General features: G+C 32.1%; 19 protein-coding genes and 3 pseudogenes. 10 read left to right on the top strand and 12 right to left on the bottom strand.

Translation table 11 applies throughout. The features are described from left to right. The first annotated feature begins 129 nt into the window (after positions 1–129). Entirely contained in the window at positions 130–774 is a 645-nt protein-coding gene (locus LMD38_RS08400; protein WP_016718280.1) for a YczE/YyaS/YitT family protein, read from the top strand. Positions 775–865: 91 nt separating this feature from the next. On the opposite strand, the gene LMD38_RS08395 is transcribed toward LMD38_RS08400, so the two are convergent. The 4 genes from LMD38_RS08395 to LMD38_RS08380 all read right to left on the bottom strand — a co-directional run bounded on the left by LMD38_RS08395 (position 866) and on the right by LMD38_RS08380 (position 3532). Next, positions 866–1183, bottom strand: a complete 318-nt coding sequence (locus tag LMD38_RS08395; RefSeq protein WP_016718281.1) for a hypothetical protein — start codon at positions 1181–1183, stop codon at positions 866–868. 323 nt (positions 1184–1506) lie between these two features. Next, positions 1507–2082, bottom strand: coding sequence for a histidine phosphatase family protein (locus LMD38_RS08390; protein WP_016718282.1), 576 nt, complete (start codon positions 2080–2082; stop codon positions 1507–1509). Positions 2083–2116: 34 nt separating this feature from the next. Beyond that, positions 2117–2932 (bottom strand): alpha/beta fold hydrolase, encoded by an 816-nt coding sequence (locus tag LMD38_RS08385; RefSeq protein WP_016718283.1) that lies wholly within the window; start codon positions 2930–2932, stop codon positions 2117–2119. 210 nt (positions 2933–3142) lie between these two features. After that, entirely contained in the window at positions 3143–3532 is a 390-nt protein-coding gene (locus tag LMD38_RS08380; RefSeq protein WP_016718284.1) for a VOC family protein, read from the bottom strand. A 563-nt stretch (positions 3533–4095) separates the two neighbouring features. On the opposite strand from LMD38_RS08380, the gene LMD38_RS08375 reads away from it, so the two are divergent. The 3 genes from LMD38_RS08375 to LMD38_RS08365 all read left to right on the top strand — a co-directional run bounded on the left by LMD38_RS08375 (position 4096) and on the right by LMD38_RS08365 (position 8522). Next, on the top strand, positions 4096–6822 hold the full coding sequence (locus tag LMD38_RS08375) for a sensor domain-containing protein (RefSeq protein WP_062822122.1): 2727 nt from the start codon (positions 4096–4098) through the stop codon (positions 6820–6822). Between the two features lie 145 nt (positions 6823–6967). Continuing rightward, a complete protein-coding gene (locus LMD38_RS08370) occupies positions 6968–8134 on the top strand; it encodes a DUF2515 domain-containing protein (protein WP_062822123.1) in 1167 nt (388 codons plus the stop codon). Beyond that, positions 8097–8522, top strand: coding sequence for a CBO0543 family protein (locus tag LMD38_RS08365; RefSeq protein ID WP_062822124.1), 426 nt, complete (start codon positions 8097–8099; stop codon positions 8520–8522). Before LMD38_RS08370 ends, LMD38_RS08365 begins: the two co-directional genes overlap by 38 nt. A 50-nt stretch (positions 8523–8572) precedes the next feature. On the opposite strand, the gene LMD38_RS08360 is transcribed toward LMD38_RS08365, so the two are convergent. Beyond that, the gene (locus LMD38_RS08360; protein WP_062822125.1) at positions 8573–9328 is read right to left on the bottom strand and encodes an HAD-IIB family hydrolase; all 756 of its coding nucleotides are present in this window, start codon (positions 9326–9328) and stop codon (positions 8573–8575) included. Between the two features lie 78 nt (positions 9329–9406). Here LMD38_RS08360 and LMD38_RS08355 point away from each other — a divergent pair, with 78 nt between their 5' ends. Next, positions 9407–10096: a Crp/Fnr family transcriptional regulator gene (locus tag LMD38_RS08355; protein WP_001179788.1), complete on the top strand. Its 690-nt coding sequence runs from the start codon at positions 9407–9409 to the stop codon at positions 10094–10096. A gap of 59 nt (positions 10097–10155) precedes the next feature. On the opposite strand, the gene LMD38_RS08350 is transcribed toward LMD38_RS08355, so the two are convergent. The 6 genes and pseudogenes from LMD38_RS08350 to plcA all read right to left on the bottom strand — a co-directional run bounded on the left by LMD38_RS08350 (position 10156) and on the right by plcA (position 14105). After that, a complete protein-coding gene (locus tag LMD38_RS08350) occupies positions 10156–10581 on the bottom strand; it encodes a YfmQ family protein (protein WP_000214612.1) in 426 nt (141 codons plus the stop codon). A 21-nt stretch (positions 10582–10602) separates the two neighbouring features. After that, positions 10603–10854 (bottom strand): annotated as a pseudogene (locus tag LMD38_RS08345) (LrgB family protein); the annotation flags it as partial. A 92-nt stretch (positions 10855–10946) separates the two neighbouring features. Beyond that, positions 10947–12380, bottom strand: a complete 1434-nt coding sequence (gene pdxR, locus LMD38_RS08335; protein WP_000454988.1) for a MocR-like pyridoxine biosynthesis transcription factor PdxR — start codon at positions 12378–12380, stop codon at positions 10947–10949. Between the two features lie 186 nt (positions 12381–12566). After that, complete coding sequence (locus tag LMD38_RS08330) at positions 12567–12758, bottom strand: hypothetical protein (RefSeq protein ID WP_000006463.1); 192 nt, start codon at positions 12756–12758, stop codon at positions 12567–12569. 213 nt (positions 12759–12971) lie between these two features. Beyond that, positions 12972–13084 (bottom strand): annotated as a pseudogene (locus tag LMD38_RS08325) (GntR family transcriptional regulator); the annotation flags it as partial. Positions 13085–13115: 31 nt separating this feature from the next. Next, complete coding sequence (plcA, locus tag LMD38_RS08320; RefSeq protein ID WP_062822126.1) at positions 13116–14105, bottom strand: phosphatidylinositol diacylglycerol-lyase; 990 nt, start codon at positions 14103–14105, stop codon at positions 13116–13118. Positions 14106–14438: 333 nt separating this feature from the next. Between plcA and LMD38_RS08315 the strand changes: the two genes are divergently transcribed. The 4 genes and pseudogenes from LMD38_RS08315 to LMD38_RS08305 all read left to right on the top strand — a co-directional run bounded on the left by LMD38_RS08315 (position 14439) and on the right by LMD38_RS08305 (position 18076). Next, on the top strand, positions 14439–15236 hold the full coding sequence (locus LMD38_RS08315) for a cell wall hydrolase (RefSeq protein ID WP_062822127.1): 798 nt from the start codon (positions 14439–14441) through the stop codon (positions 15234–15236). Between the two features lie 265 nt (positions 15237–15501). Beyond that, a complete protein-coding gene (locus LMD38_RS28810) occupies positions 15502–15606 on the top strand; it encodes an NAD(P)-binding protein (RefSeq protein ID WP_113742457.1) in 105 nt (34 codons plus the stop codon). Next, positions 15593–15727, top strand: a pseudogene (locus LMD38_RS08310) (dehydrogenase); the annotation flags it as partial. The gene LMD38_RS28810 and the pseudogene LMD38_RS08310, both read left to right, overlap by 14 nt. 429 nt (positions 15728–16156) lie before the next feature. Then, positions 16157–18076: an LTA synthase family protein gene (locus tag LMD38_RS08305; protein ID WP_062822128.1), complete on the top strand. Its 1920-nt coding sequence runs from the start codon at positions 16157–16159 to the stop codon at positions 18074–18076. A gap of 85 nt (positions 18077–18161) precedes the next feature. Here LMD38_RS08305 and LMD38_RS08300 read toward each other — a convergent pair whose 3' ends face one another. Continuing rightward, entirely contained in the window at positions 18162–20975 is a 2814-nt protein-coding gene (locus LMD38_RS08300; RefSeq protein ID WP_208755330.1) for a dynamin family protein, read from the bottom strand. 553 nt (positions 20976–21528) lie between these two features. Between LMD38_RS08300 and LMD38_RS08295 the strand changes: the two genes are divergently transcribed. Continuing rightward, positions 21529–21714, top strand: coding sequence for a hypothetical protein (locus LMD38_RS08295; protein WP_000461128.1), 186 nt, complete (start codon positions 21529–21531; stop codon positions 21712–21714). The last annotated feature ends 98 nt before the right edge of the window (positions 21715–21812 follow it).

Genomic DNA, 21812 nt, shown 5'->3' with positions numbered 1-21812 from the left:
TTGACTGTGAATACATATATTTCATTTGCATTTCAGCTATTTTAAATACCGGCTGAAAAGTCGTAATATTTGTACATTAGAACTCTTACATGTAATATACATAATTATACAATATGGGAGGTTTTAAAAATGAGGCTAACTCTCTTTCGCTATTTTCTTTTTTTCTTAGGATTAATTTTTTTCGGCCTTGGAAATGCTCTTGCAGTAAAAGTTAAATTTCTCGGTTTACATCCTTGGGAAGTTTTAAACATGGCTCTCTACCAAAGGTTTGGATGGACTATTGGTACGTGGAGTGTCGTATGTGGATTATGTCTCGTTCTCATTTCTTTACTAGTAGATCGAAAATACATAAATGTAGGAACATTTTTAAATGCACTACTTATCGGTCCGATTATGGACTTTTTCTTACAATCAAATATTCTTCCAAACGCTAGTGATTATTTATGGTTAAACTTACTCATTTTATTTTCTGGCATTGCCATTACAGGTATAGGGGGAGGTATGTATGTTGCGGCTGGAATCGGCGCTGGACCTCGTGATGGATTCATGCTTACTATTTCCGACAAAACCGGTCTATCTATTAGCCGTGCTAGAATCATAGTAGAATGCGTTGTACTAGTTATTGGATTTATGCTCGGTGGCCCTGTTTTTGTCGTAACTTTTCTATACACTTTTATTCAAAGTCCAATCTTCCAGCAATCATTTAAAATGTTTCAAACACTCCTACATACTTTACAAAACAAAAACAAAGAGCAAATTAATGAAAATTTATAAAACACAACTTAATACAAATAAATTCACCCTATTTACGGCTCTCGCCGCAAATAGGGTGTTTCTTTTTCATCTCACAATTTAAGAATATATGCTACTCATTCACAATAAAAGTATATACATCATTATAAATACAACCATTCACCCTAATAACATACTTCCCTGGTTTACTAAAACGAATTGTGTATTTGTTTAGCTGAATTGCTTCTTTATCTCCAGAAAGAACATCAATGCTTCTGCCACTTAATACATATAATTCATTTAGATTCATCGATACATCAATTGCATTGAAATTCTCCTCTTTCACTTGCTGTACTTCCGCAGCGCTTACACTTGGTTCTAAAAACAGTAGTCCACTTAATCCAATCGTCCCCGCTAAAGCAACTCCCGCAAACTTTTTAATTTGTTTCATTACAATGACCTCCTTATAGATTTTGCGTAAAGGTGATGTCTCCCCTTACACCACAAAGCCTATATGTAATGAAATAAAAAGTAAACGAGGACAGTAAGACAAAATTCTACATCTTTTTCTCCTATTGAATATAAATCCAACGTTTGGAGTTTTGTCACATTTAAAATTGTTTACTTAAACCAACTTTCAATTATATTATTCAGAAACTGAATAATTACTTATTGATTTAACATTCTAAAAATAGTTGATAAAAATACTTTCTATTCAAATAAGAAGATTTTGCTATAAAAGTAACTTTTACAATAAAGCCCATACAACCAATTTTATTCTGCTTTCCATAATCTCTCTACATTCATTAATTGTTCTTCTTTAAACTCCATCTTATATATATCTGGTTTTGACGTATTCATTAAAAATTCGAAACCATATTGCTTATCAAAATAATTCATCATGAGTGTCATGACAAGTCCATGTGTACCAATTATAATTTTTTGTCCTTGAAAATCCATTAAGATTTCTTTTAATACTTTCACTACCCTTCTTTGGCAATCCGCATATGACTCTCCTTCCGTTCGTGCAAAGTCCGGATTAGAGAACATCTTCTTTACAAGTGGATACACTTCTTTATCTGCTATAACTTGATCTCCACTGGAAAACATACACTCCTTAAGATTTTCATATATTAATATTTCTTTTTCATAGAAATCGGCTGTTTTTTCTATCGTTAATACCGCTCTCTTATACGGACTTGAAATGAAAGTATCGATTCCCTCTGTTTTTAATATCTCTGTTACTCTATGAGCGTCTAAACTTCCCTTTTCAGTTAATCCACGTGTTCTTTCACCCTCTTCTAATTTTGGTGATTCACCGTGCCTAACCATATAAATATATGTATTCATACTTCCTCCTCGAAAATATTAATTCATTCATATTTTATAAACTTTGCTGATTTGTCCGTTTAATCCATTCTCCTACTAAACTCTCGAACAATTCAGGTTGTTCAATTTGTAAATTATGCCCTGCCATATCTAACACCGCTAATGTCGCTCTTGGATAATCATCAATAATTTCTATAATATCTTGATAACCTACGGATATATCTTGTCTTCCAGCTAGTAAAAGAACAGGTTTCTCATATTTCATATGACGAAAATTCATAGTAAGAGAGTAATTTTTTTGCAACCTTTCAATAAACTCATAATTAGCAATATCTAGTCCCGGCTTAATCTCCTCTTTAAATCTCGTATATGTATATTCATTCGCGACCACTGCTAACTCGCAAAATTCTTCTCTATCAGTTGAAGTAAGCTTATTTAAAAACTCCTTATCTTGTACAATTACCTGTTTATTCGGGCGGATCCTTTTTTCTTGCTCCGCTACAACAACAGGACATACTAATAGTAATCCATTAACTCTTTCAAACAGCTTTGTGAGTATACCTCGAGCTAAATATCCGCCATAGGACTCCCCTACTAATAAAAAGTTTTTCGTTGGAATAATTTTTTCAATACATGCAATTAACAGTTCTAACATATGATCTGAACTATTTATCCAATCTGGAGCATTCGATTTCCCCATGCCAGGTAAATCAATATATATTCTTTGGTAACCTTTATATTTTTCGAATACTGATTCCATGCACCTCTGCATTAACCTATGATCAGGTGCACAGCCATGTATAATAATGGCAGGTTTTCCTTCGCCAATGATTTCATAATATATTTCTGCATCCTTAATCCGGCATATCATAAAAAAGTCCCCCTAGTGTTCTATTCATCTTTACAGGCACCCCTCTCACCCCCATAGGAATACACGTTCTTATTTTATAACTTTTCAGAATATAATTTCAAATTTTGTTTTTCAGATTCCAAATAAAAAAAGCCTTCCATGAGTGTATCTCCTCAAAAGAAAGCTCTCTTACGTATTTCCTCCTACTTGAACTTCAAGCATAATTACACATTATTCTTCTAATTTCATCAACACAATTCTCCAGCCATCTGGATCCTCTATCGTTATCCCCTTATCTTTCCAATATGGGTTCTCTGGTTCGACTTCATCATATCCCAATGCATGCAACCTTTTACTCACCTTTTTCATTTCACTATCTTCATGCATATAAAATACGAGTAAATTATCTTTTGTCGGAGCTGGACATGGGCTCCCATCTATATGTCTTGTAAATTCTAAATGATACTCTTCACCTGGGAGTCCAAACATGACCCCATCATAGCCTTCATGATTATAGAATTCACCTATACGTTTTAAGCCCAATCCTTTTTCATAGAATTCTATCACCTTTTCAAACTGATCAGTTGGACGTGCTATTCGAAACTTCACCCAATTCTTCATACTTTTCCTCCCATACTAAATGTTTTATATACGCTTACGTACTATTGTATATACGTAACATCTTTTTGAAATCCCTCATTCGTATGAGAATAGATGCATACAAAAGTTTAGTTTATACTTTATAACAAAAACATTTTCCATAAAGTGAAACTTTAATCAGTGAGGGGATTTTCTTCATCCCCCACTGATTATCAGCCCTCACCAATCGGACTTTTATGGGCAGCCCGACCCCCACCTAACTTCTTTGCTTTCGCTGAATTTTGAGGTGGGAGTCTTACTGCCCATTAAAATGGGATAAAATAGAAAGTAATATTTATGCAATTTTGCATATTTACTTGCAAAGCACTAAAAAACATTACAATTTTAAAAATGATTTAATATACAGCTTCCATTCAATTTTCATCAAACTATTTTGTGATATTTTCCCAATTACAAATTCATTACATTCTTCGTTACTTTACTCAGAAGCATGATTTTTCCTAATAAATCTGATACAATTTGCAAGTAATATTCTTACGTATGGATATTATGAATACAGTGTATACTTTAAGAAGGTGATTCTATTGCAGTTAAATAAAAATTTACAATTACGTATATTAACAATAACCACACTTTGCTATTCCAGCTATTGTCTTACATATTTCTTTTTGTTCCCTGTGCATTTTTCTGATTTCAATGTACGCTTCTCTTCTCTCATCGTTGAAGGCATCGCATTCATATCATTAATTTACTCTCTATATTCCAAAAAAGTTTGTACTGATTTCTTTTGGTTATGTATTACTTTCGCAATGGGCAGTTTTTTATTAGGAAAAATAATATATACGTTTCAACATGAATTTTTCCAATTCCCAGTACATCACTTTACTTTTTCAGATATATTTTACATGCTATTTCTATTCTTCTTCCTTATCGCTTTTTGCTATAAGATTTTAAAGGAATGTAATAAGTGGGAAAAAGCTTTCTTTATTTGCGATATATGTATAGTACTCGCTTCCATACTCACATTAGAATGGTATTTATTTAATCAACCAGATTTAAGTATTTTCTCTCTACCAATAGGGGAAATTTTCCTTTCATTTTTATATCCAATTGCAGACCTACTCTTTTTACTACTAGGTGCTAGTCTCATTTTTCGCCCAACTGCTTTTAAGTCGAAATGGAAAATATATATTTTTATTTTTGTATTAATAAGTTCTGCAGCTTTTAATTATATTTATTTTTATTTAAATACTCATTTATCGCATGACACTGTAGCATTATTACGACTTTTATATAGAATACCACTATTACTTGTTGCAATAGCTGCTTCTATTCCAAACGGTCTTACGAATAATACAAGCTATTTCATTGTAAACCCTATACTAGGAAAAAAAGTTTTAGTCGCGTTTCCATATCTTGCTGTTACATTTCTAATTGGCTTTACCCTTAAAGAACAAACATCTTCTTCCATTCTTATTACGGGAAACTGTATCACTTTTGTTTTCGTACTCATTCGCCATTCTATTGGAGGTATGCAAAACAAGAGTTTAACAGAACGTTTGCAACTCTTTAATGCACAATTAGAAGAAAAAATTGCTGTACGAACTTCTGACTTAGTTCAAAAATCAGAAGCTTTATCTCAGAAACAACAAAAATTCGAATCATTATATGAATATCATCCCGATCCTATTTTTACTATTGATTTAAATGGCATTTTCTTAAATGCGAACAAAGCAGGAGGTATGCTACTTGGAGTCTCTACAAGTGAATTGCTTGGCAAGCCTTGTCTTTCTATTATCTTAAGCGAAGATAAACACAAATTATCATCCGCATTAGAAAAAGTAAAAGAGCAGGAGCCTACTTTTTTACAACTACGTTCTCAATACAATAATGGCTTTACTTATTTTTTATACGTTACCATCGTCCCTATCATGGTAGATGGACAAATTTTAGGAAGCTATATTATGGTAAAGGATATTACTGTATTCAAAAAACAACAAGAAGAAATAAAATATTTAGCATTCCATGATACTGTAACGAAAATTGGGAACCGTGCCTTTTTCCATAAGAAATTAAAAAGAATTATAAAAAATGCTAAAACGACAGAAAGCGAGTTTGCATTATTATATTTGGACTTAGATCGCTTTAAAGCAATTAACGATACACTTGGACATTCGGCAGGGGATTACATATTAGAAGAAGTAGCGAAGCGATTCCAATCCTGTCTTCCATCACATACTCATCTGTCAAGAATCGGTGGTGATGAGTTTACAGTCTTAATTGAAAACTATACTGATGAAGATTCTTTATTCGAGTTATGCAACCAGTTATTTGAATGCATGGAAAAATCGTTTGTCATACATGAACATACATTAAGTTTATCACTAAGTATTGGCATCGCTATTTATCCATATTCCGGAATCGATACCGCTACACTTCTGAAAAACGCTAATGTTGCAATGTATGATGCGAAAGCAAAAGAACTTAATTCTGTCTCTATTTATGATGACGTAATTGCAAACAAAATTGAAAGACGATTACGATTAGAAAAAGATTTACCAAATGCAATTCAAAATGAAGAATTGTTCCTTTTATATCAACCTCAAGTTGATAGCGAATCTAACGACATTATCGGTGCTGAAGCTTTAATTAGGTGGAATCATCCTGAATTAGGTATTATTTCTCCATACGAGTTTATTCCGATTGCAGAAGAAACACTACAAATCATTCCAATAGGAAAATGGACATTACAACAAGCATGTCAACAAATGAAACGTTGGCATACACTCGGATATTCTCATTTAAAAATAGGCGTAAATTTATCTGCTAAAGAATTTGAACAAGAAGATTTTGTAAAGTCTATTTCTGCTACATTAACAAATACAGGTTTACCAGCAAGTTCTCTTGATCTTGAATTAACAGAACGAATTGCAATGATGGATGAGCGAGAAACATTAATAAAACTGCGTACACTAAAGAGTTTAGGCGTTCACATTTCAATTGACGACTTTGGTACAGGTTATTCTTCGCTAGCTTATTTACCTTTATATCCAATCGATACGTTAAAAATCCCGAGAGAATTTATTACAATGTCTGAAACATGTGACGATGGAATGGAAATTATTAAAACGATCATCACATTAGCAAATACATTAGGAATGTCAGTTATCGCTGAAGGTGTAGAAACGAAAGAACACGTGCGTTTCCTTCAAAAAAATAATTGTCAATTTATTCAAGGCTACTACTACAGCAAGCCTATTCATGCTGATTCATTTTCTACTCTTCTCAAAAAAGGTGTTCATTCTCTGTAGCGTAAATACATACAAGAAAAGGAAAGAAGAGACGGACTCTTTTTTCCTTTTTTGTACTTTGCAATTTTTCATTTCCTTCACATATCATTTATGTAAGTAGTTACTAATATATTTATGATAACAGACTTGAATAGGAGGGATTTACATGCAACACGACAATCCAAATCATAAACTTTCCAAAAACATTCCTCTATCCCTCTTCTCAATAAAAAATGAGCTAAAACAAAAATGCATCAACGCAAATAACTTCCTTTCTCCCCTTTCGAACGAAGAAAAAGTATTCATACATACAATTAAAGAAAGAACAAAATTATTGAATCAAAATAATGTTACAAGAACTCGTGCTTACTATCAATTTTACAAAAGATATCCTGAAATACATTGGGCATTGCTTGGACATATGGTATCGCGGAACGGCGGTTGGAACATGACAGATTTAAAGGGGGATTTATATACGAAATTGTTATCTGAGAAAGATCAATTTACTTTCTTTTCTTTTTTAGAACGGGGTAATTGGCTTATCTTTCAAGATGTGTATCCACAATTTTTATTATATGAACAGAGTGTTAAAAAAAACAAAAATCTTTTTCATCTCCTCCCTCACCTCAATGTGTCAACATTCATGGAAACAATGTGGAACTTTTTTTGGAAAACTGGAAACAAACAAATATTAACGATTGCGACTATTATTAATGAACAAAACTACTTAGAAAAAAGAGTGATTCAAAATAAATACTTCAAAAAAAATGTACTAAATAGTATTGGATTTAAACTTTTTGATTTCTTTCAATTTAATCATATTCTCTTCCCTTTCTCTGAAGAAAATACTGAACAAAAAACAATATTAATTGGTGATACAATGAAACATTTCACTTCCTTACACGAACGAATTTTGCTCGGAAAACGATTATATACATTATTGTTTCATGATGAACACGTTTTAGCTCGTATACTACAATGGGCTGACACTCATCCACATACTGGATCACGAAAAGATTATTGGCCACATTTATTTTCAAGTGTGAATGAATCCTTTTCAAGAGAGTTTTATAAACGAAGAATAAAAAAATGCCAATTAAAAAGTGATGCCCACCGTATATATAGCCCCGCACTTATGTATTCATGGAAAAATATGAAACATGAAGAAACAGAACATGCAGATTGGTTTAACGACTGGCAAGTCATACATTATTTAACCGATAAGGAGGAAAGGATACATGGACAAATTACAGAAGACTACTGTAAAACACTCGAAAAAATTGAGTTGGCAATTCTTGCAAAGAAAAACGTCCTCCTCCGAGAAGAAGAATAACCTTTTCGCATTAGTTATTACAATCTTATTCTCTTCTATTATCGGAACTTTCTTAGATGCTTTCTTTGTTGCGAAACAAATGTATTCCTTTCCGGTTAGACCTTTCTCATCCATATTTTCAATTAACATTGGCTTTACTTTATTTGTACTACCGATTTTAACAACGATTTTCATACAAATTTCAAAAACATTATCTACAGTTTCTAGAATTCTATTTATTATTTCAATAGGTATTTGTGCTAGCATTTTTGAACAGATTTCTGAAAGATTCGGTTTCTTTATTCATAGTTTAGATTGGAATCATACATATTCTTTATTTGGCTATATGATTTTCTTTTCTTTTATCTGGAAAGTATATTATTTCATAATTAATAAAAAAGAGTACTAAAAGGCTAGCAAACCTTTTCGTACTCTTTTTTATTATGTTTCATATATTTATTACGCATATAATTCGGATAACTCAATTATTTTATTAACAATACTTTGTTCATCTATTTTTAAACATGTGGATGCATGACCCAATAATACTTCATGACTCCCAACACAAATGCTTTCCTTAGCGTGTAGAAACATTGATAAATCGTTCGAATCATTACCAAACACTACGAATTCTCTCTCTTTTATACCCAATCGTTGTAACCCTACCCATTTATCAATATTCTCAGGGCTTATATCCACGATCCCTTCATTATCATGTTCATAAATACGTATAGGAAGTTCTGTTAACATATTCATAATATATTCTTTTTGAACATGGTCAGGAAATAATACCACCTTCACTACTTCCTTAATTTCATCAATATGTACATTATTAGCCAATTGATTAGGATCTATGTTTTTGTAGATAGGATGATTCTCGCTTCCTGTATAAGAATAATTCCAATGACTATCTATCAAATATGAAAGGCTATGTTTCTTTATTATTGAATGTATAGCACTTACCGTTCCTGGATCAAAAGTTATAACTTCAATAGTGTCCTTTCCCTTTGCAATAAATGCCCCATTCCCACCAATCATTGAATAATGATGCATATGATTTGGTAGCACCGGTAATAAGTCCCTAATCGGTCTAGCTGATGCAAATATAACCTCATGCCCTTTACTTTGACATACGTCTAGCGCGTGAATTATCCCTTTCGTTACTGCGTTCCCTTTAAAACAAATAGTACCATCAATATCAAAAATAAATTTCATATACATCACTCCTTTCTTTTTAATGTATATGAATTATTTTATAATAGAAAGGACAGATGTCCCAAAAGGAGAAACATTATGCAAAATATTGTAGATAATACCTTATTATTAAGCTACTTAAATAACGAGTACATAAAAAAGCTATTCCAACAATTCAATCATCCATTTAAGATCCTTAGATATGAAGCGAAAGAAACTGTACTACACGAAGGCGAAATGATTGATGGCCTATATATTCAAATGTCAGGTCGTACAAAAATAACTTCAAGTGTAATTACAGGTAAAGCATTATTACTAAGATTTTGTTCTGCCGTTTCTATCATGGGAGATATTGAATTAATTCAGTCCGTAAACATACAATCTCATGTAACCTCCGAACAACAGACGGATTTTCTTTTTATTGATAAAAATTATGTAACAAGTTACTTATTACAAGATGTAATCTTCCTTCAAGAACTCATTCATCACGTCACTTATAAACTACAAACCTGCACAACAGCTTCACGTATCAATTTACTAGCTTCTGTGGAAACACGCTTTGCTAGTTATTTATGTACAGCCCGAAATCCATCTAATTTATTTGGGCGCGAAATTCATACTAAAGATCATCATGAAATCGCCTCATTAATCGGGACAACTACCCGTCATCTTAATCGAGTCATTGAAAAACTAATAGCTAACAATATCATGCATAAAAATAATAAACAAATTGTTGTTGACGATTGGAAAGCTATTGATACCCTTTCAAATGGACTACGATATGAATAAAAATTTAATAATTATATAACCCACTTTAATAAAGAGACCGTTTTTATAACGATCTCTTTTTAAGCATAATCTTCAGTTATTGCTAATGATGTAGGATTTTGAAGGCGTTTTGAACGCAAACGATAGGCAACGATTTTCTTTTTATATTGCTTTATTACATCAACATGTTCCTCATGACTATACAGAGAAAATCGAACCTCTTTATTCCCTTTCTTCGTGTTAATAACGATTGGTGTTCCTTCCCCGTGCGGCGGAAAATAATGTTTATCTAAAAATAGAGCTTCGTTAAATTCATGAATAACTTGTAGTTTCGTTTCCCCCTCTATATTTTTTCCGTCTATCAATATAGTGGTATTCTCTTCCTCAAGTTTTTGATGCAATTCAAATCTACTAATAATTGATTCTACAACAGAAGTCGGCATACTAGAAACTAGTACTTTAATCGCACCAAAAATAAATAATGTAACTATAAACCATGTTGTCATTTTCATCATCTCCATTACATTTTAAAATATAAATTTCGTTCCATACGGTATAATTATACTAATAAGTATTCCGGTTACAATCATCGTCACCGAACCGATCGTCGCTTCTTTCTCGCCTTCCTTCACAAGACGACTTACCCCGATAATATGTGATGAGCAGCCCATTCCCACTCCTTTTCCAATTGTACTCGTTATACGGAAAAACTTAAGTACTGTTGGTCCAATAATAGCACCTGTGATTCCTGCAACAACTACAAAACTAGAAGTCATAGACCAACTAAGCTAAATATATATATCACGCATACTTGAAGTAAAAGTGTCACGTACTTCATTTCTTCTCCTCTTTTCACTATCTCACATCCATGTTATGAAATCTCATTTAACGTATCAGCAAACCGTGCAATTCCAAGTTGAATTTGTTCTATATTCACTCTCCCAAAAGTAAAACGAATATATTCACTTTTAGTACCTAAAACACTTCCCGGAACAAACGCTACACCATTTCGTATAGATTCGCCTAATAAATGATATTCATCAAACGTTCCTTGCACTTTGCACCATAAATGTATTCCACCCTCTGGAACAAAAAATTCAACCTGATCCCCTAATATTTCTTTAAGCTTTCTAATTAACGCATCTCTTCTTTCTTTCAATTGTCCACGAAGCATTGTAATATGTGCATGAAAATCTTCTGATTCTAAAAATTGATTTGCCACCCACTGTGTAAATACACTATGGCCAAAATCAACTTGCTGCTTCGCATCCGCTAAACGCTCTATTACACGCGTAGGGCCAATTACCCAGCCAATCCGTAATCCTGATGCAACAATTTTTGATAGTGAACTTATATAAAGAACATTCCCGTTTTGATCCATTGATTTTAATGTTGGATTCACTTCACCATTAAATGAAGTTAAACTATACGGATCATCTTCTACAATCGGTATGCCAAATTCAGAAGACAGTTCTAAAATCTTTTTACGTCTTGCCAATGAAAGCACGGTTCCAGTTGGATTTTGATAATCCGGATTTAAAAATACCATACGAATACGATGCTTTTTATGCAAATCAATTAAGTCATCTGGATTCATTCCATGCTGATCAACAGGTAAATGGAATATTTTTAAGCCAGCTGATTTAAATATCGGCAGTGAAAAACAATACGAAGGGTCCTCAATTGCAATCGCATCACCAGGTTTTAATAAGCATTGAACGATAAGATTAAGTGCCTGTTGTGCTCCAGATGTAATAAGGATAGAATTCGAATCTGCTTCAATTTGTTTATATTGCTGAACATGTGCTGCAATTGTTTTTCTCAACATTTCATTTCCAAGTGGATGGTCATAACCGAGGTTTTCCATAAATGTTTTCTCCGACAAAATCGTTCGGAATCTATCACTCGGAATTAATTCTGGTGACAATTCACCACTCGCTAAATTAATTAAGTCATTTTTTTGTGTTTCCGTTCGAATTTGTTGAACAAGTGGTACATTAGGTAAGAATGACCCGTCCTCGACGTACCTACCCCAGTTTGGTATTCGTTTATGCGAAACACCCCATATGTCTGTATTCACCCGCGTTCCGCTTCCTTTTTGCCGTTCTACTACTCCAAGTGATTTTAATTCTTCATATGCAGCTACTATCGTACTCCTATTCACCTGTAATTCTTTTGCTAACATACGCTCAGAAGGTAACTTACTGTCAGAAGGAAACTCACCTGAAGAAATACCCCTTTCAATATAACCCGCTATTTGTTTATATACAGGCGTCTTATCTGCACGATTTGGTTTCCATTCCATATAGTTGCCTCCTTTCAAAACGAACTATCCTCAATTTATTACTAACAGTATTCACCGTAAAAATAGTATTAATTAGTCACATTTTCTCATCCAAAAATGGATATATTAAAATAGCTCCGTCTCTAATTACTCGATAGCTTCTGAAATTCCAGCTTCATGCTCTCGTTGCAGTTCGGTTACAAACTATCAAATTATTACCGCATACCATGTTACCCCTAGCAGTAGAACAAAAAGAAGGACAATATAGATGGCAGATAAATTTTTCACATTTCTCTTTGTGGACTTGCCGTAATTCTCCTCTACATTTCGTGCAACTAGCACGGTCCCAAACAGTGATACAATTACAATAATAACGACTAGTGAAATCGCAAAGCTCATTGTATTTTCACCTCTCTAAGGCCAGTCTATTTTTATTAAGAACTTCCTCTTTAAAACGTTGATAACATACTACCTTTCTTCTCTTATCATAATAGATGTTTGCAAAAAACGGACCAACCACTTTTATATTTTTTTGCTCATCCACTTTAAAAATAAAAAGCAACTGAACACTTATGATCAGTTGCTTTTTCCCAGGATTATTTATGCCAATTTTCATTTGAAATTAATTCGATTTAAAGTTTAGTCTTTTCATAATGAAACATCGATTGAGATAACTCGAAAATTGTTCCATTTACAAGGTACACTGTATTTTCAATAAGAAGCGACGTATTTTATCGCTTCTTATCCTCATCATCTTTATTCTTTTATAAGTGACTTATTCGCTCTTATAACTTCTTGATACAGCAGTGGTGACCACTTTTCATTTATATAGTCTTGAATAATCCAGCCTACTCTTGTAGGGTTCTTTTGTTTTATATAGTTTGCAATTTCAGGATTTATATAAGAGGCATAGTAATATGGACTATTCCATGCTGTACCACCAGAAGACAAGCTTGTAAAATTAATATATAGATGATTTAAATCCTCGCTATCGTTCATCGTTTCATTTATCGTATCTTTAATAGATTTTACTTTCTCATCATAACTCACTTTATATTTATCTTGTACTGTTACATGTACATTTTGATTTACAGTTGTGGTAAACGTCTCATTATCTGGCCAATAGAAATTATTATATCCTCCAGATTCATTACTACCACCATATCTTTTTAGTAGTACAATTTTCCCACGAGCATCTCCCAATTTTATATTTCCTTCTGTTTTTAAAAAGATAGGATCCACAAAATAACTTTTTTCAAACGTATTACTAAAGGAACTTTCTGCTCCTTTCATATCCTCATACTCTTTTTTTAAAGACATAATAATCGTTTCGCTTGGGTTATCTTTTAAAAATTGTTTCGCTTCGTTTATGAATTCATGCAGTGTTACATAAAGATACAATGGCCCATGATGAAGGACTATCGTATTATCATCTGTTAAACGTCCTCTTATATCAAAAATACGAGCTCCATGATCCATTTGGTAACGAAAATCATATTCTTGCGTCATTCCCCATACTTGCTTTATTGGATTTTGTAATTTGAACGTCCCGCTATCATGTGTTCCTGGAATTGAAATTCGTGCTAATGGGATATTATCAGGTATAGGTTGCATCCACTTTGACCAATTTTCAAACTCATTAACAGAGCTTGTTGCAACTACTTGCTCATCATGTAAAGCAAATACAAATGTGATAAATATCGTACTACATATAAATAATTTCAAAATAAATTTCTTACTGCTCATTATCATTCCTCCTTTTTCTGTTTTATATCAAACTTATTGAATATAATATAATCTGGTGAGTAAAAAATAAATAACATTTCATAAATATGAAATATTACATAGAAGTAAAGTTAAAAAATCATTCACATATCCTAAATTAGAAAAATTTAAAGGAACTTCAATGTATTTTTATATGCAATATTTCATATTCGGACTCTACACTAAATAAATAAGAAACTTATAATGATTATTTATTTTATATGTGCTAATATACTTACATTAAAATATTATATGTAGACATTTTAAGCTACATTACTTAACCGTTTTACCTTATTTTTCCTAGGAGGATTTACAATGAAATTATTAAAAATAAAACATATAATCCCTTTATCTGCAGCTGCAATTACATTCGTATGTAGTCACAGTACAGCTGAAGCTTCTACCATTCATACAGCAAAAAAGAATGATACACTTTGGGGCATTAGTAAACAATACGGCGTTTCAATACAATCCATTAAACAGGCTAATAATAAAGGAAACGATCAAACTTTCATTGGCGAACAGTTACATATCCCGGGTTCCGTCAACTCAAATGAAATCACTGTTCGCCAAAACGCCAAGCCTGCGAACATTTCTGGACAAATTATTTATCAGGTACAACCGGGAGATTCATTAGAAACGATAGCAAAGCGTTACAATGTTACCGTTCAATCTATAAAACAAATGAACAACACAATCGAAAACAAGCTTTATACAGGACAACATTTAAAAATCAACTCAAGTATTTCAGAAAAAGAAAAAGACTTAATGGCACGCTTAGTTACCGCTGAAGCAGGTGGCGAATCATATAAAGGAAAAGTAGCAGTAGCTAAAGTTATACTAAACCGTGTAAACGCAAAAGGTTTTCCAAATACAATAACAGGCGTTATTTATGAACCTATTAAATACGGATATGCATTTACTCCTGTTACAGATGGAAGAATTAATCAGCCTGCAAGCGCAGAAGCAAAAATGGCTGTAGAAGAGGCTATCTCCACAAATGGAATACATTCTGATTGGCTTTATTTCTATAACCCGAAAACATCAACAGACAAGTGGATTACGACACGTCAAACAGTAGCAGTAATTGGTAACCACGTCTTCGCTAAATAACATTTAAAATCATTAACAGACCTCTTCACTTAAAAGGTCTGTTTTTTTGTATGTAAGAATTTATTTATCATGTGATATAGTGGTCTTTGAAAACTAATTCTTCTTGTAAATAAAGACACTTATATTTACTTCATCACTCTAAGAAATTAAAAAAGCGTCAAGTTCAAAAACTCCCCTTTATTAATAAAATTTATTTCTTACCTTCATAAAATTGTTATACACTAGAAAAATAAAAAACAAACTATTCGTTAGCAGGTGAAAGAATATGTATGATGTTACAATTATCGGCGCTGGAGTAAGTAGCATTTTTCTGGCTTATTCACTAGTTAAAAGTAACAAAAAAGTTTTAATTGTGGATAAAACTCAATAATCATTTTGAAACGAGTATAAATGGCCTATTTTTAGTTGGGGATTGTTCAGGCGTCACTCATTCATTATCTCAAGCTGCTGCAAGTGGGTTATATGTTGGAAAATATTTATCTCACATTTAATTTCCTTCATTCAGATTGCAATTAAATATTTTAACTTCCATAGTAATAGCTTACTATTTCCCCACAAAAAATCAGGGTTTTATGAGATACATATTTAACATAGCCATTGACATTCAATTCTCACAAATTGAATGTCAACAGTTTTAAAATCCTCTATTCATTTCCATTTTCATTTGTTCGATATTTTGTAACATCATCATAGTGTTTAATATGTTAGGATGTCTATAAGTATTTTTTACTACAACTATGACTTTTTCTGCTCTGTTCTAAAAAATAGATTTACGCTTTAAATTTCCTCATTGTACGTATGTGAATACTTTATATTATTACCTTTAGAAACCATTAGCTAAATGGTTCAGTATACTCTAATAGTTATAAAAATATAATATATAACACAAGTTAAATAAATTACAAAAAGAAGGAGTAAAAATGAAAAATAAAATCAATTTACAAATGCAAAATATAAGCTTTGTTTTAATAATTGCTTTAGCAGTATGGTTAAAAACATATCTTATTACAAGATTCAGTTTTGATTTAAAAATTGAATCTTCTACACAAGAGCTTATTTTGTTTATTAGCCCGCTCGCTGCATCATTAGCTTTTGTCGGATTAGCATTATTTGCAACCGGTGAAAAAAGAAATTATATCGCGCTATGTATCAACTTCGTATTAACAATCGTACTCGTTGGAAATGTAATGTTCTATGATTTTTATAGCGATTTCGTTACGTTACCAGTACTTGGACAAACATCAAACTTCGGCCAATTAGGCGGCAGTATTATAGAAATATTGAACTACAAAATTATACTCGCATTCGTAGACATTATTTTCTTCTTTATTTTATTGAAGAAAAAATCAATAGTCTTCCAAACAGGACGTGTAACTCATCCGGCACGCTTGTTATATTTTCTTTTAACGATTGGTGTATTTTTTGCTAATCTACATCTTGCAGAAAAAGAGCGACCTGAACTATTAACAAGATCATTTGACCGAGTTATGCTTGTTAAAAATTTAGGACTATACACGCATCAAGTTTATGATTTAACACTGCAAGTAAAAGCAGGATCACAAAAGGCACTTGCTGATAGTAGCAAATTACAAGAAACTGAAAACTACGTGAAGGCAAACCAAAGTGAGCCGAACCCTAATATGTTTGGTGTAGCGAAAGGAAAAAACGTAATTGTTGTCACTCTTGAATCCCTGCAAACCTTTTTAATAGGAGCAACAGTTAACGGACAAGAAGTTACACCATTTTTGAATGAATTCATAAATGAAAGCTATTACTTTGATAACTTTTTCCACCAAACTGGGCAAGGAAAAACATCCGATTCTGAATTTCTAATCGATACGTCATTGTATCCATTAAATCGAGGAGCTGTATTCTTCACACACGGTAACAACGATTATACTGCGACTCCAGAAATTCTACGTCAGCAAGGTTATTTCACTTCTGTATTCCATGCGAATAACGCCACATTTTGGAATCGTAACATCATGTACTCTGCTCTCGGTTATGATCGTTACTATAATGAACTTGATTACAAAATTACGCCCGAAACAAATTTAAATTGGGGCTTAAAAGATATCGAATACTTTGATCAATCAGTAGATATATTAAAAACTGTTGATCAACCATTTTACGCTCGTTTTCTTACTTTAACGAACCATTATCCATTTACGTATGATGAAGATACACAATTCATTGAACCATATTACTCTGGTAATGGCGTATTTGATCGTTATATTGTAACAGCACGTTACTTAGACGAATCAATAAAAAAATTTATTGAGCGTTTAAAAGCCGAGGGAATGTATGATGATTCTATTATTGTTTTATATGGTGATCATTATGGCATTTCTGAAAAACATAATCGCGCGATGGCACAGTTTTTAGAAAAAGATCAAATAACAGAATTTGATACTTTAAATTTACAACGCACACCTTTATATATTCATATCCCTGGACAAACAGAAGGTCGAACGATTTCAAAGCCTACGGGACAAATCGATATGAAACCTACTATTCTCAATTTATTAGGAATTGATACTACAAACGATATTCGTTTTGGCCATGATATGTTTTCGGATGAATATGCCGGTTTTGTTGTTTTACGTGATGGTAGCTTCATTACAGACAAGTATGCATACAAAAACAATACTTTCTATGACCGCATAACAGGTGAAATTGTAGACTTACCAAAAGAAGAAGCAGAAGCACTCATTAAACGTGCACAAAATGAATTACGAATGTCTGACAAAATTATTGAAGGCGATTTATTACGTTTCTCAGAAAGTAATAAAATTAAAACTGGTGAAGTACAAACTAAAATTAAAGAGACTGAAAAATAATCTTAATATGAAAAGGGAGCAACTCGTTATAGTTGCTCCCTTTTATTCTCCTATAATACATGATGCAGTTTCATATATTTCATTTTTATTCTACGCTTGTCTCTAAACTTACATCTGTATAAGCATGATCATCACCTATATGTAAAATCACTTCACATTGACGTAATCTCAATTCAAAGAGCATGATGGAATCATGATAAACTTCAGGGTTTGATTTCATTTTATGTAACATCTCTTGTTTTTCTTGTATTTCTAATTGTATATTCTCTACAGCTTGTTTCAAGGAGTTAAATGGATTCCTAAAGAATATATGAATATCTCGCTCTTGTGTGTTTTCGAATAGCTCAAATTGCAAGAAAAATTTCTTCATAATAGAATCAGTTACCTCGGTATAATCTTCATTTTCTACATACTGTTTGTATTTGTTATATAGCATAGTTTTGTTTTTCGGAAGAACTCCAAATAATTTACCGGCACTTTTCAATAAAAATTGTGCTGGCGTAAATCGACGTAAAATATTTACTTCATCCATTTGTATTCTAGTCGTCATTCTGTCAGTATCTCTGCGCCAGTCATCAAGCACTTTAAAGTCACATTCTAACTGTATTCGATTTTCTCCAAATAAAGAATTAAGTCCTTCACTAAGTTCTTCTAAGTACGATTGACTTTGAAGGAGCTCATTATGAGAAGTGGCAATCCAATTTTGCATAGAAAGAGCAAGATTAGGTAATACAGTTTGTTCTAAATATTTATGCACTCTTTCGTTCATTGCTTTATTTAGTTCTGTATCCATGTGACCGAAATCACTTTCTTCACTCATTAAATCAGAACAACTCTGTAATATCTTCGGTATATTTTCAGTAAGATCGTTCGTAATTTCCATTTTCATTGCACGATATGACTGTGTAATGAAATGAATTTTTTCCCTCTCAAATGCAGTAAGGTTATTCATGCTACCGTTTAGTTTCACTAGCATATCTTCATTCCAATTAATAGCATCCACTAGATTATTTTCTTTCTCAACTCGTTTATCCAAAAGATATGTAATTGTTTTTCGAATGAAAAATAATAGCTTTTCAGTACGTTCTGCATCGATATTTTTATGATTAAAGTTAAAATGAATAAACTCTGTTAATTCATTCAATTGTTGATTACTTGTATATAACGAAGAGTAAGGGAAAATCCTCGCATGCGGGAAATATGTGTTTATTCTCGTTGCCGTATCATGTAGTACTCTTTTTACTTCTGCTTCACTATAAATGTTATCGATTTTATTTAATAAGAAATGCACTTGTAAGTTTGGTGTATGCTCTTGAATGTTTAATAGAATATCACGCTCTTTATCAGTAAAAGGTGAATCTGCATTCAATACAAACAATAATTCATCTACAGAGTTTAGATATTCAAATACCTCATCCCTAGTGTCGTTATTCCTATTAAAGCCGGGTGTAACTACAAATGTAAGTTTATTTTCACTTAAAAATCTGCATGGTAATTTAAATTCGACACATGCTCTATCTCTATATGTTTGATGGTGCTGAGACATCATATTATGGTAATCAGAGATATCTTCCGTTGTTGTAATTGCAGCGTCTGTTATGGCGTTAATTTCTGTATGAGCATCATTTTTTAAAACTACTACATTTGAAATTGATTTTTCTACTATATTTTCTCCTAATATAGAGTTAATAAATGTAGTTTTTCCGTTCCCTGAAGTTCCCGTTACTAAAATACGATTTGTTCTTAAATCCGCAAGTTCGTCAACTAACCATCTAAATCGGTGACCTATTTCTATATTTTGCTTTTGTGCCCACTGTGTAATAGATTCAAAAAGATGTAGACTGTACTCTAAAGCATTCACATGATTCATAGAATATGACAGTAGGTTTTCCGCATGTTTTATATTTGATGAATCTATTTGGGTAGGAAAAATTTCATCCCATGCCAATACAGCTGCTGATGGAAATACAGCATACGATGGATTAACTACTTTCAACCAATTTGTTAAAAGATTGGGAATGATATCGTGTAATTGTCTAAGCGTATATTTCCCTTGAATTAATGCAAAGTATGTTTCTTCGTAAAGAGAAGAAATTTTGTCCCATATATCGGAAGACTCTATTTCAATATGTAAGAAAAATTCATTTATTGTGTTAAGCCACAATAAGTAATTTTGTTCATTTTTATAACTGTTCCAAAGTGATGAAACCATTTGCGTAAATTGTACTTGATCTACATTATTTAATGTAACTAATGCATCATAAAAATAATCTGGTGAAATATGTTTAGTAAATCCTTTATCGATATATCCTTTTAACACCTCAAACCACGGATAAGATTCTGTTCGAATCAACTCATTCACAGCAAGCTCTACTGCACTATCAAAATCTTGTTGTTCCTCATAAAAGGAACGGGCAATTTTTGTAACATTCGGATAGTCTGGATTTAAAGAAACTGCTTCTTTAATAACAGCGAAAGCTGAATCAAAATTATTTTGCTCTATGTAAAGAGAAAGTAATTGTAATCTAATTTCAGTCATCAATATTTTATTATCAGTAGTAATGGAAGTGTATACATTTTCAGCAATTGATAATTGATTCAGTTCGAAATACGCATCCGCAATATTTTTTTGTGCCCACGGTGCTAATTCATTACTAACCTTCTCCCATTTAAAAATAGCTGCTTCAAAATCTTGATGGCGATAATAAAATTCACCTTGTGCAAAACGAATATAAGATCCATCAGAAACCTCATTTTTTTCTTCGTTTACATAAGCTTCTCCAAGTACGTCAAGAGGTGATTTTGTTACATTCTCCATTAGAAATGTTTCATAATACATCTTTTTTATTAATTGTTTTTCTATTCTCATCTTTTCCCCCACTATATCTTGAAAATACATTTTTAAGATATGTCAACACTTTATTTATGTATGCTTTTTATCTTAACAAAGAATATCTTTTGGAAAATTTCATTTTCCTTTCATTTTTCAAGTTAGATTGAATTTTTATGAGAAAAGTTTCAGTTTTTTTTCAATTCCCTTTCAGTTATGAAACAGCATTAAATGTTCCTAATAACATAATAACACTATAATATTCCGCATTATATTATCAGGAAAAACCTATATGAATCATATTATAAAAACAATTTATAACGAATATATATGCAAAATTCACTTCACCTAACATAAAAGAGTTCATCACATAGTGCTTGTTAGATAGACATATATACTAAGTCTCTTCAGAATTTCACATACACCATGATAATTTAAACAACAACAACAATAGCGAGCAGCTATTCATACAATATCTTTCTCGAATTGTTTTCCTTTAGAACACTTCAGTAGTTACGTAATTAAATTCCATTAACCTATATAAATAACTAGTCCAAAAAAAATCTATATGCATATCATGTTATAGTAAAGAATTCAGGAAATCCTAAAAGGAGGCTTTTTCATGTTTGAAGATAAATCTAAAATCAACTACCCATATGAATTTACAGAAACTACAACAATCCCTCTAAAGAATCCTATCAATAAAAATTTCAAAAACGGCTCTGGTACACATACTTTCCCAATTAAAAAACACTATAAGGAACAGGTGCTATATACGGAAAAAATTAATAATAATAAAAACAAATAACCTTATAGACCCTTATAGCAATGAATCAAATAATAACCTATATTAGGCCTTGTATAGTTAATAAATCTTTCTTATACAACTCATGTACTTTTAAAAAG

The sequence above is a fragment of the Bacillus pacificus genome (assembly GCF_020861345.1).
Taxonomy (GTDB): Bacteria; Bacillota; Bacilli; order Bacillales; family Bacillaceae_G; genus Bacillus_A; species Bacillus_A pacificus.
The sequence above is the reverse complement of the archived record's forward strand: the minus strand, read 5'-3'. Positions and strand labels throughout refer to the sequence as shown.